Source organism: Corallococcus llansteffanensis (assembly GCF_003612055.1).
GTDB lineage: Bacteria > Myxococcota > Myxococcia > Myxococcales > Myxococcaceae > Corallococcus > Corallococcus llansteffanensis.
Genome location: NZ_RAWB01000450.1, coordinates 1 through 8,168, shown reverse-complemented (window position 1 = coordinate 8,168; position 8,168 = coordinate 1). Strand labels below are relative to the sequence as shown.

8 protein-coding genes are annotated in these 8,168 nt (G+C 70.5%); 3 read left to right on the top strand and 5 right to left on the bottom strand.

Annotated elements, in window-relative coordinates; translation table 11 throughout:
• Positions 1-2: 2 nt before the first annotated feature.
• On the top strand, positions 3-368 hold the full coding sequence (locus D7V93_RS31540; protein WP_120646912.1) for a YraN family protein: 366 nt from the start codon (positions 3-5) through the stop codon (positions 366-368).
• A gap of 10 nt (positions 369-378) precedes the next feature.
• Positions 379-1,212 carry a 16S rRNA (cytidine(1402)-2'-O)-methyltransferase gene (rsmI, locus tag D7V93_RS31535; RefSeq protein ID WP_120623622.1) on the top strand — a complete coding sequence of 278 codons (834 nt, stop codon included), beginning with the start codon at positions 379-381 and terminating at the stop codon, positions 1,210-1,212.
• A gap of 30 nt (positions 1,213-1,242) precedes the next feature.
• Here the strand turns inward: rsmI and D7V93_RS31530 are convergent, their stop codons facing one another.
• From D7V93_RS31530 to encB, 5 genes are all read right to left on the bottom strand, one after another.
• On the bottom strand, positions 1,243-2,535 hold the full coding sequence (locus D7V93_RS31530) for a hypothetical protein (RefSeq protein WP_120646911.1): 1,293 nt from the start codon (positions 2,533-2,535) through the stop codon (positions 1,243-1,245).
• Between the two features lie 80 nt (positions 2,536-2,615).
• On the bottom strand, positions 2,616-3,647 hold the full coding sequence (locus D7V93_RS31525) for a M23 family metallopeptidase (RefSeq protein WP_120646910.1): 1,032 nt from the start codon (positions 3,645-3,647) through the stop codon (positions 2,616-2,618).
• A gap of 75 nt (positions 3,648-3,722) precedes the next feature.
• Positions 3,723-5,147 carry a sigma-54-dependent transcriptional regulator gene (locus D7V93_RS31520; protein ID WP_120646909.1) on the bottom strand — a complete coding sequence of 475 codons (1,425 nt, stop codon included), beginning with the start codon at positions 5,145-5,147 and terminating at the stop codon, positions 3,723-3,725.
• 20 nt (positions 5,148-5,167) lie between these two features.
• Positions 5,168-6,040 carry an encapsulin nanocompartment shell protein EncA gene (encA, locus tag D7V93_RS31515; protein ID WP_120601209.1) on the bottom strand — a complete coding sequence of 291 codons (873 nt, stop codon included), beginning with the start codon at positions 6,038-6,040 and terminating at the stop codon, positions 5,168-5,170.
• A gap of 57 nt (positions 6,041-6,097) precedes the next feature.
• Positions 6,098-6,589 (bottom strand): encapsulin nanocompartment ferritin-like cargo protein EncB, encoded by a 492-nt coding sequence (encB, locus tag D7V93_RS31510; RefSeq protein WP_120646908.1) that lies wholly within the window; start codon positions 6,587-6,589, stop codon positions 6,098-6,100.
• Positions 6,590-6,786: 197 nt separating this feature from the next.
• On the opposite strand from encB, the gene murJ reads away from it, so the two are divergent.
• Positions 6,787-8,168: murein biosynthesis integral membrane protein MurJ (gene murJ / locus D7V93_RS31505; protein WP_167509521.1), on the top strand; the 1,382-nt coding region annotated here is incomplete at its 3' end.

The window sequence follows — 8,168 nt, the reverse complement described above, 5'->3', positions numbered from 1 at the left end:
GGATGGGGACGCGGCGGGAGTCGGGGGATGAAGCGGAGGCGGAGGGCGTGCGCCTGCTGGAGTCGCAAGGCTTCCGGGTGATGGCGCGCAACTGGACGTGCCGCTACGGCGAGCTGGACATCGTGGCGGAGCGCGAAGAGGTGGTGTGCTTCGTGGAGGTGCGGATGCGCTCCTCGTCGGTGTGGGGAGACCCGGCGCACACCGTGTCCTTCGCCAAGCAGCGGCGGGTGGTGAAGGCCGCGCTGCACTATCTCTTCCAGAACGGCATCGACGGGCGCATGGTGCGCTTCGACGTCATCTCCGTCGTGGGCCGGGGCGAGCACGCCCAGGTGGAACACATCCCCGCCGCCTTCGACGCCGGCATGTGAGGACCTGTCCTTGGCTGGAACGCTCTACCTCGTGGCCACGCCCATCGGGAACCTGGGGGATGTCACCGCCCGGGCCCTGGAGACGCTGCGCACCGCTGGCTTCCTCGCGTGCGAGGACACCCGGCACTCGCGCATCCTGTTGGACCACTTCGGCATTGGCGGCAAGGACCTGGTGAGCCTGCCCGCCTTCGCCGAAGGGCAGCGTGCCGGGCGCATCCTGGACCGCATCGAAGCAGGGGACGACTGCGCGCTCATCACCGACGCGGGCAGCCCCGGCATCAGCGACCCGGGCGAGAAGCTGGTGGCGGAGGCACTGGAGCGCGGCCTGAAGGTGGAGCCGGTGCCCGGGGCGACGGCGCTGGTGGCGGCGCTGAGCGCGTCCGGGCTGCCCACGGGCCGCTTCCACTTCCTGGGCTTCCTGCCGCGCAAGGGGCCGGAGCGCCGGGCCATGCTGGACGAGGTGGCGCCCCTGTCCGCCACCTGCGTGCTCTACGAGTCCCCGCGCCGCCTGGGAGAGACGCTGGCCGACCTTCAGGAGGCCTGGGGGGACCGGCGCGCGTGCGTGGCGCGGGAGCTGACCAAGCTGCACGAGGAGTTCGTCCGGGGCCCGCTGTCGGCCCTGGTCGCGCGCTACGCCGCCGAGGAGACCCGGGGCGAGGTGGTGGTGCTGGTGGAGGGGCGCACCGGAGAGCAGCGCTGGAGCGAGGACGAGGTCCGCCGCGCGCTGGAGTCCGGCCTGGAGCGCGGCGAGAAGCTCAAGCCGCTGAGCACCGAGCTGGCCCGCCGCGCGGGGTGGCCCGGCCAGGAGGTGTACCGGATGGGCCTCGGGCTGAAGCAGCGGTAGGGACGAACCGCTGCCTCAGGGGCGCCGCTGCTAGAAGCTGAAGCTCGCGCCCAGGTCGAAGCGGAACGTGGTGCTCTGGATGGCCCGGAAGCGGCGGGACACCAGGTCGTAGCGCCAGTCGAACGTGGGGTTCAGCTCCGGCGAACCGGGGTTGGCGTCCACGGAGCCGTCGCCGTTCAGGTCCTGGCCCACGGCCTCGGTCGTGAGCAGGTGGTCCGTGTTGTAGAGGAAGTTGCCGGAGGCGCGGATGGTGAAGGCCTCGGCGGCGCGGGCGGTGACGCCGAACTGGCCACCCACCTGCAGGTAGTCTTCCGACGTGAGCAGCTTGCGCAGCGCGGAGCTCAGCTCGTTGTAGTACCGGCCGCGGCCCACGTAGTTGCCCATCAGGCGCAGGTCCACCGCGAACTTCTGGGACCGGGCCTTGTTCTCGAACGGCACCAGCTCCATGCCGAAGAGGAGGCCCGTCTGCGAGGGGGCCTGGATGCCCGTCTCCTTGCGATCCCACGGGCCGTTGAAGCAGTTGCCCGGGGCGCCCAGGGTGGCCGGGTTCGCACCGGCCTGGTCGCAGTTGGAGTAGGCCTTGGGGCCGCGCACCGGGATGGTGTGGTAGGCCTTGAAGTACGGGTCCGCCGCGCCCATGCGCCGCGAGAAGGACGTGTAGAGCTGGTACTTGTGGACGCGGTCGCCCACGTTGCCGCGGTCCCCATCCGGGTCGCTGGTGTCCACGCTCGGGTTGCGCAGCTTGGCGGTGGGCGCCTCGTAGTCGATGCCGACGATCCACGTAGGCTTGGTGTCGTCCTTCTCCTGGTTGAAGAAGGCGTACGCCAGCCCGAAGTGGATGTTGCCCAGGCCGCCCCGGTAGCTCTCCTGCGGGACCCGGAAGAGCCGGCCCACGCAGCCCTCCGAGGAGTACGGCGAGCCGTCCGGGTTGAAGCAGCTGTTGTCGATGGTGGAGTTGCCGGAGTTGGTGCCCGACACGAACTCCCAGCTCTCGTTCTGCTGGAAGACGACGGGCAGCTTGAAGGAGAACTCCAGGTCCTTCCACAGGCCGAACGCGAGCGCCAGGTTCAGCCGCGCGTCCACGCCCTTGTACCAGACCTCGTTGACCTCCCGGACCTCCGAGGCGTCGGACGCGGCATTCGCCGAGAGCTGCTCGCGCACGATCTTCGCGCGCGTCTGCGTGCGCTCGAACCCGACGTCGAAGAAGAGGTCAAACGGATCGTCATCGTCGAACGACGAGGCGATCCGGGTGATGTCCGCCGCGCTGGCGGCGAGCGGCGCGCCCAACGTCAGCGCGGCGATGACGGCGCGAAACCTGTGCATCCACAACCTCCGACGACCCACGGCCCAGGAGCCTGCCAGCTAGCCGTGCCGTCAGAGGAGTGTCAAGAAATGGGTGGGCGTTACTTGCCCGCCACGGACGTGCCGAGCAGTCCGTCCAGCCGCTGCACCTCGGTCTCGAAGGACGCCTTCTGGGGGGCCGCCAGGGCCGCCCGGAAGGTCTTGTGCTGGTCGAAGGGGTCCAGGACCCGGTTCTCCCCCAGCATCAGCTGGTAGTGCAGGTGGGGGGCGAAGGAGTGGCCGGTGTTGCCGCTCTGCGCCAGGACCTGGCCCGCGGACACCCGCATCCCGGCCTGGACCGTGCGGGGCAGCTCCGCCAGGTGCAGGAAGAGGGCGCGGCGGCCCTTGCCCCCGGACTCCACCAGCTCGATGCAGTTGCCGTTGCTGCCGAAGTTCCAGTTCTTGCGCTTGATGACGCCCGCGAAGGGCGCCCGGATGGTGGTGCCCACCGGGGCGCGGAAGTCCACGCCCTTGTGGCCCCGGCCGTCGCGCAGCAGGGACGTGATCTGCTCGTAGCTGTCGATGGGCGAGTGCTCCATCCTCAGCTCCAGCTCGTCGCCGCCCGGCAGGTAGTAGCGCGCGTTCGTCTCACCCGTGGGCTGGAAGCGGTAGGCGCGGTGCGTCTGGCCCGTCTTGCCGGAGACGAAGCGCACCGCGTACACCAGCGGCTCCTCGTTGGGCCGGCGCTGGTAGAGCACGTCCAGCGTGTCGCCCCGGAGGATCTCCCCGGGGACGCGCACCCACCACACCAGCGTGCGCGTCACGACCTGGGCCAGGGCGGGGCCCACCTCCGGGCCCGCGGCCTGGACGAGCGCCGTCTCCAGCGGACCCTCGATGCGGATGGACGCGCGCTCCATGCCCGCGGCCTTCACCGGGTCGGTGGGCAGCGGGGGCGCGACGGGGGCCTGCGCCAGCGTGCCCGCGTCCACGGTGAGCGCGGACTGGGAGGCGACGTCCATGGGGACATCCGCCATGCGCTGTTTCCACCACCACACGCCACCCGCGGCCGCGCCGAGGATGACGGAGACGGCAACCACCGGTCCGAAGGGATTGCGCTTCGGTGGTCCACCGAGGGTGGGAAGATTCGGCCGCATTCAAGCTCCCTGAGGGTGAGAAGGTACGCGGGCCCGAAACCGCCGACGGAACGGCGATATTTCGGCCGCCCGGGGCTACTCGTCCGGGCCGTCGTCCTGCCCGTCCGGGGTGGTGTCGCGCAGGCCGAACTCCTTCATCTTCGTCTGGAGCGACTTGCGGCTGATCTGCAGGAGGCGCGCGGCGCGGGTCACGTTGCCGCCCGTCTCATCCAGCTTCTTCACGATGAGGTCCCGCTCCAACTCCGCGGCCTTCATCCGCACGATGTCCTTGAGGCCCACCTCGCCCACCGGAACATCCAGCGTGCCCAGCGAGCCGGCCACCGTGGCCCCTGCCTGCACGCCCGCTCCCCCGCGCACCGGCTCCGGGAGGTCCTTCGCGGTGATGTGGGGGCCGTCCGCGAAGAGCAGCACGCGCTCGATGAGGTTCTCCAACTCGCGGATGTTGCCCGGCCACGCGTACGCCTGGAGCAGCACCATCGCGTCGTCGGCGATGCCTTCGATCTTCTTGTTGAGGCGCCGGTTGTACTTGTCCACGAAGTGCAGGGCGAGCATCGGGATGTCGCTGCGGCGCTCGCGCAGCGCGGGCAACACGATGGGCACCACGGCCAGCCGGTAGTACAGGTCCTTGCGGAAGCGGCCCGCTTCGATCTCCGCCTGGAGGTCGCGGTTGGTGGCCGCCACGAGGCGCACGTTCACGCGCGTCGTCTTGATGCCGCCCACGCGCTCGAACTCGCCTTCCTGGAGCGCGCGCAGCAGCTTCACCTGCATCTCGACCGGGATTTCACCAATCTCGTCGAGGAAGAGGGTGCCCTCGTCGGCCAGCTCGAAGCGGCCCGGCTTGGAGGTGACGGCGCCGGTGAAGGCGCCCTTCTCGTAGCCGAACAGCTCGGACTCGATGAGCGTCGCGGGGATGGCGGCGCAGTTGATCTTGATGAACGGCTTGTCGCGGCGGCTGGACGCGCCGTGCAGCGCGGTGGCGATGAGCTCCTTGCCCGTGCCGCTCTCGCCGGTGATGAGGACCGTGGAGGGCGTGTCCGCGACCTTGTCGATGATCTTGTAGACGTCCTGGATCTGCGGAGACTCGCCGATGATGGCGGAGCGGGCCTTGTGATCCGCCCGCACGGAGCGCTTGGCGCTCTCGTTCGTCTTGGCGGCCTTGGCCACGACGGAGGACAGCTCCGCCTGGTCGAAGGGCTTGGTGATGTAGTCGAACGCGCCCGCCTTGATGGCCTCCACGGCGGAGTCCACGGTGCCGTGCGCGGTGATGATGATCACCGGCACGTCCGGGTTGGCGGTGCGCACGGCGGCGAGCACCTCCATGCCGCCCAGCTTCGGCATCACCAGGTCGGTGACGACGATGTCGGCGCCGTTCTTGTGGAACTCGGCGAGGCCCTGCTCCCCGTTCTCCGCCACGGTGACGTCGAACCCGTCGCGGCGCAGCAGGGCGGCCAGCACCTTGCGCAGGTTCGTCTCATCGTCGATGACCAGGACCTTCGCCATGGGGACCCGCGCTGGGAGGGCTATCGGCGCGCCGGGGGGGCAGCGGGGAGGGCGCCTTCGAGCGTGCAGATGGCGTCCGGGTGCTTGATGCGCAAGAGCAGCGACTCCAGCACGCGGAAGGGGTGGTTCATCTTGCTGGCGCCCAGGTAGGCGGCGACCATGTCCATGGCCACGGCCAGGTCCATGTTCTCGCGGCCGGTGGACACCACCACGCCCGACTCGCCGCGCAGGCGGTTGGACTGGTAGACGCCGTCGGAGGCGAGCTGCCGGATGGTTTCAATCTCCAGCACGCCCGTCTTCTCGTAGATGCGGTGCAGCTGCGAGTACAGCCGGGGTGACAGCACCACGGCGTAGGGCCCGAAGTGGCCGGCCTCGTTGAGCTTGCGCGTGGCCTCCACGATGGTCTGGAAGCCGCCGCCCGGCGCGGTCCAGTCGCCCAGCGTGGCGGTGAGGCGGCCGTTGGCCGTCATCAGGCCCTCGTACCCCAGGCGCTGATCCCCGTAGAAGATGAGCTCGTCCTCCTGCTGCGCGCACAGGGCGGCGGCCCCGGCGGCGGCGGACACGTCCAGCGGCATGTTGTGCGTGCGCGCCGCCTCGATGTCCCGCCAGTGCAGCAGGAAGTCCTTGTAGATGATCGGGATCGTCTTGAACTTGCGCACGTCGGTGAAGACCATCGCGGTCTCCTGCTCGCCGACGATGTCCACCGCGCCCGGGGACACGCCCTGGAACTCGTCGTAGGCCACGGTCTGCACGCCGGCGCCCAGCGGTCCGTAGATGTCCAGGATGCGGCGGCCCACCAGCGACCGCCGCGCCACCTGGATCACCGTCTCGTTGAGGCGCGCCCACTCCTCTTCGCGCAGTGGGTTCTCGGCATGTCCAAGGAAGTCAGGCATCGGTGTCTCCGTGACGGGAGCGGGAGAGGAGGGGGGAAGCAGAAGGAGGAAGGGGCTTCAGCGGCCGCCACCGGAGCCGCCGCCACCACCACCGCCGCGGCGCAGGGTGCCCACGGTGAGGGGGTGGCTGTTGGCGGACGGCGGCGGCGCGGGGATGCCGTAGATGAGGCGCTGGGGCGGCAGGGACGTGAGCGGCTCGGCCGTCATGCGCCCCACGGCAGGCGGTACATGACCCACGATGGCCGGGGCTTCCGGGGCGAGCGGTTCGGCGGGGACGCCGGCCGCGGTCCCGGCCGGCTGGAAGTGGCCGGCGACGAAGGGTTTGGCGAAGAACGTGTCCTGGCCCTTGTCGAGCAGCCGGAGCATGTGCGTGGCCTCGGACACGTGCTCCTTCTCCTCCGCCGCCAGGTGGAGGAAGAAGGCGCGGACCTCCGGGTTGGAGGAGTCCTCCGCGAAGGCTTCGTACTCGTTGATCGTTTCGAGCTCACGTGCCAGCACGGCGCGGATGCGCGCGACGTCGGACCGCTCGGTGTCGGACTTTCCGGCCATTGAGGCGGACCCTGGCAACCCGTGGGGGCACCGTCAAGTGAAACAGCGGTCGGCGGGTTTCCTGCTGCACGTCGAAAGACGCCGGACGTAGAGTCCGCCCCTTCGTGACCGCCCCTGCTCCCGCGTCGCCTCCGAAGCCTGCTTCCCCGGCCGCCACCCCTCCAGCCGCACCCGAGCGCGCGGGAGGGCGGGGCGCGATGCTGGTGGGCATCGGCATCCTGGCCTCGCGGCTGATGGGGCTCGTGCGGGAGCGGGTCTTCGCGCACTACCTGGGCAACGCGGAGGCCGCCGCCGTCTTCAAGGCCGCGCTGCGCATCCCCAACTTCCTCCAGAACCTCTTCGGCGAAGGCGTCCTGTCGGGCTCCTTCATCCCCGTGTACGCCCAGCTGCTGGGCAAGAAGGACGCGGAGGAGTCGGACCGGGTGGCGGGGGCGGTGTTCGGCCTCCTGACACTCGCCACCGGCGTGATGGTGGCGCTGGGCATGCTGGCCACGCCCATGTTCGTGGACGTCATCGCCCCGGGCTTCGAGGGCGGTGAGCGCGACCTGGCCGTGCGGCTCGTTCGCATCCTGTTCCCCGGCACGGGCTTCCTCGTGCTGAGCGCGTGGTGCCTGGGCATCCTCAACAGCCACCGGCGCTTCCTGCTGTCCTACCTGGCGCCGGTGGTGTGGAACGTCGTCATCATCGCCACGCTGCTCGCGGTGGGTGGCCGGTATTCCCAGGGGGGCCGCGCCGCGGAGGAGGCCCTGACGGAGTGGCTGGCCTGGGGCGTCGTGGCGGGCAGCTTCCTCCAGTTCGCGGTGCAGGTGCCCACGGTGCTGCGCCTCCTGGGGCGCTTCCGTCCGGCCTTGTCGCTGGCGAGCGCCTCCGTGCGCCAGGTGCTGAAGAACTTCGGCCCGGTGGTGCTGGGGCGTGGGGTGGTGCAGTTCAGCGCGTGGGTGGACACCGCGTTCGCGTCCCTCATCTCCAACCGCGCGCTCTCCTCACTGCTCTACGCGCAGACCATCTACCTCATCCCGGTGAGCCTCTTTGGCATGGCGGTGTCCGCCGCCGAACTGCCGGAGATGGCGCGCGCCACGGGGGAAGGGGAGGCGGACGCGCACGCGAAGCTGCGCACCCGCATCGACGCGGGCTCGCGCCGCATCGCCTTCTGGGTGGTGCCGTCCGCGGCGGCGCTGCTGTTCCTGGGCGACCTGGTGAGCGGCGCGCTGCTGCAGACGGGCAAGTTCGGCGCGGCGGACTCGCGCTACCTCTGGTACCTGCTGATGGGCGCGGCGGTGGGCCTCGTGGCCTCCACCGTGGGCCGCCTCTACGCCTCCGCCTTCTACGCCCTCAAGGACCCGAAGACGCCCCTGCGCTACGCCGTGGTGCGCGTGTCGCTGGGCACCGTGAAGGCGTACTTCCTGGCCCTGTGGCTGCCGGAGCGGCTGGGGCTGCCGCGCGAATTGGGCGCGGCCTTCCTCACCCTGTCGAGCGGCATCGTGGCCTGGGTGGAGACGACGCTCCTGCGCCGCAAGCTCCAGCAGCGCGTGGGGCCCGTGGGCGTGCCGGCGGGGCTCCTGCCCCGGCTGTGGGGCGC

Coding starts and splice junctions, on each gene's coding strand:
- D7V93_RS31530 (WP_120646911.1), bottom strand. CDS start 2,535: ATGCACAGGTTTCGCGCCGTCATCGCCGCGCTGACGTTGGGCGCGCCG.
- D7V93_RS31520 (WP_120646909.1), bottom strand. CDS start 5,147: ATGGCGAAGGTCCTGGTCATCGACGATGAGACGAACCTGCGCAAGGTG.
- encB (WP_120646908.1), bottom strand. CDS start 6,589: ATGGCCGGAAAGTCCGACACCGAGCGGTCCGACGTCGCGCGCATCCGC.
- encA (WP_120601209.1), bottom strand. CDS start 6,040: ATGCCTGACTTCCTTGGACATGCCGAGAACCCACTGCGCGAAGAGGAG.
- D7V93_RS31540 (WP_120646912.1), top strand. CDS start 3: ATGGGGACGCGGCGGGAGTCGGGGGATGAAGCGGAGGCGGAGGGCGTG.
- D7V93_RS31525 (WP_120646910.1), bottom strand. CDS start 3,647: ATGCGGCCGAATCTTCCCACCCTCGGTGGACCACCGAAGCGCAATCCC.